The organism is Sporomusa sp., from assembly GCF_057736855.1.
In genome coordinates, this window is record NZ_JBYKYF010000411.1 from 1 (window position 1) to 2170 (window position 2170).

2 protein-coding genes are annotated in these 2170 nt (G+C 44.9%); both read right to left on the minus strand.

Annotated elements, in window-relative coordinates; translation table 11 throughout:
- Positions 1 to 63: 63 nt before the first annotated feature.
- The gene (locus AC29Z1_RS16980; protein WP_488272632.1) at positions 64 to 1395 is read right to left on the minus strand and encodes a pyrimidine-nucleoside phosphorylase; all 1332 of its coding nucleotides are present in this window, start codon (positions 1393 to 1395) and stop codon (positions 64 to 66) included.
- Positions 1396 to 1400: 5 nt separating this feature from the next.
- Positions 1401 to 2170: phosphopentomutase (locus AC29Z1_RS16985; protein WP_488272631.1), on the minus strand; the 770-nt coding region annotated here is incomplete at its 5' end.

The window sequence follows — 2170 nt, forward strand, 5'->3', positions numbered from 1 at the left end:
ATAGAAAGCCGCTTTTTGCCTTACGGCATAAAAGCGGCTTTGTCTACAATCTGAATCGACTGGTTATTCCAGTCGACTATGAAATCCGTTATTATCAACCAACCCGATAATCAACGGCGGTGCGCTGATAGGCTGCTCTTCAATTTGTATAGCCTGCTCTATGATAGCAACCGCTTGCTCAAGCCGTGATTCGTCGTTGGTATATATGGTTGCCAACGACTGCTGGCGATTAACATATTGACCGATTCGGCAATTCATCTGGATTCCGGCAGCCAAGTCAATGGTCTGACCCTTATACTCTCTACCTGCCCCCAGCCGCATAGCAGCATAACCAATTTGAGCAGCATGTATTGCCGTAATATATCCTTGACGAGCAGCAGTAATTTCCTTAACAAAGCTGGCCTGTGGCAATTTGCTGGTATCATACAATATCGATCCGTCACCATGTTGAGCCGTAATAAACTCGCCCATTTTCGCTAATGCCTTTCCATTGTCAATAAGTTGTAGAAGTAGATTACGTCCCTCTTCCGGCGTCTGGACCTTTCCCCCCAATAGTAGCATTTGCGAACCCAGTTCCAAGCAAACTTCTTTAAGTGCGGCTACGCCACGGCCTGATAATACATCAATAGCTTCCTTTACTTCCAAACTATTGCCGATAGCCATCCCCAGAGGTTGATCCATATTGGTTAATATAGCAACAGTTTCTCTGCCAACAAGCTGACCAATATTTACCATAGCCTTTGCCAACTTAATAGCATCGGCTTGATGTTTCATAAAAGCACCGTTGCCAACCTTGACATCCAGTACAATTTTATCTGCGCCTGCAGCAATTTTCTTACTCATAATGGATGAGGCAATAAGCGGTATACTCTCAATAGTAGCTGTAACATCCCTAAGGGAGTATAATTTTCCATCAGCCGGTGCAATTCCAGCAGACTGACCTGTAACAGCAATCCCGTACCGCTGCAGGTTGGCAATAAATTCGCACGGTTCCAATATAGCTTTAAAGCCAGGAATGGATTCCAGCTTATCTATGGTACCGCCAGTAAATCCCAGTCCGCGCCCAGACATTTTGGCCACAGGCACACCGGCAGCAGCCACTAACGGTGCCAATACCAACGTGGTAGTGTCAGCAACCCCGCCAGTACTGTGTTTATCTACTTTTATTCCTGGCACTTGACTAAGATCAACCCTATCACCCGAGTTAGCCATAGCCATAGTAAGGGCAGCCGTCTCGCGGTCAGTCATGCCCTGAAAAAACACTGCCATAAGCCAGGCTGCCATTTGATAATCAGGTATTTTATCATTAGTATAAGATTCTATCAGCCATTGAATTTCCGTATCAAGCAATTCTCTACCATCACGTTTTTTGGTAATTATATCCGCAACATGCAATATTTTCACCCCAAAAGGTCTTTTAAGAAACTATGTCCATAAGTTAAAGGAGGTAAAGAAAAATTAGCGGCCACAGTGGCCCCCACATCAGCAAAAGTCGATCTTACTCCCAATCTTACTGGCTGCGGTTTATGCGCTAATCGATGATGATACGCTAACAGCGGAACATACTCTCTGGTATGGTCAGTTCCTGGTGTTGTTGGGTCACAACCATGATCGGCAGTAATTATGAGCAAATCATCCTCTGTCAGCTTAGACACCAAAGTAGCTAGCGCCTGATCAAATTCTTCCAAAGCCTTACCGTAACCAATTGCATCTTTACGGTGTCCATACTGGCTATCAAAATCAACCAAATTAGCCATGATTAAACCACTTGGTAAGTTTTGTCCAGCTAAATCAGTAATCACTTCCATCCCATGACTGTTGGATTTTGTTGGATATGATTCTGTCAGACCCCGATGCGCATAAATGTCGGCAATTTTTCCAATACCAATCACCGCTAAGCCAGCCTGCTTGAGTAGATCAAGCACGGTTGGCGCCGGTGGCTGCAGACTATAATCATGGCGATTAGCCGTACGGACAAAGCTACCGGGTTTACCGATAAACGGTCTTGCAATAATCCGGCCTACGGCATGTTCACCAATACAAACCTTTTCTCTGGCTATTTTGCATAACTCATATAAACGGCTTAGGGGGATAATTTCTTCGTGAGCGGCAATTTGAAAAACACTGTCACCCGAAGTATAAACGATGGGTCTGCCTGAACGCATGTGTT